Source organism: Candidatus Frankia nodulisporulans (assembly GCF_902806475.1).
Lineage (GTDB): Bacteria > Actinomycetota > Actinomycetes > Frankiales > Frankiaceae > Frankia > Frankia umida.
Map to the genome: position 1 here is coordinate 1 of NZ_CADCWS010000553.1, position 473 is coordinate 473.

Sequence of the window (473 nt, forward strand, 5' to 3'; positions counted from 1 at the left end):
GACGATCGACGGGCAGGCCTGGTGCTGCACGGTCAGCGCGAACCCGCACGCCCGGCAGCAGACAGCCGGCCCGGTAGTGAGCTCGGTGGTGTGCCGGCGGCGGACGTCCAGCTCCTCGGCGGCGGTCACCCGGCGGCCGGCCTGCAGGGCGGCGAGGATCACCCGGTCGAAGATCTTCTCGGGATGGTCGACCGTGACCGTGATCCGACCCGGACGGCGGGCACTCATGCCACACCACCCAGACGGGCGGCGGGCGAAGCCTGGCGCGTAGATCCGCGCGCAGGCAGGGAAAGATGACTCATAGCGGTCTCCTGTGTTCGCAGGTGGTCCGTTAGCCCTCGGGTCGGTGTTGGAGACACCGGTCCGGGGGCGTTTTTCAGTTGTGGGGTCGAACGCTACGCACCTATCCACTGGACGTCAATCATTTAGGGTTGTTGGCTATGGGAGAGTCCATCGACAACTTTGAGCCACTA

1 protein-coding gene is annotated in these 473 nt (G+C 66.4%); it reads right to left on the reverse strand.

Features of this window, described 5'->3' with window-relative positions; translation table 11 throughout:
- A partial coding sequence (locus G6R24_RS21375; RefSeq protein WP_163550889.1) for a hypothetical protein occupies positions 1–228 on the reverse strand: 228 nt, incomplete at its 3' end.
- Positions 229–473 lie beyond the last annotated feature (245 nt).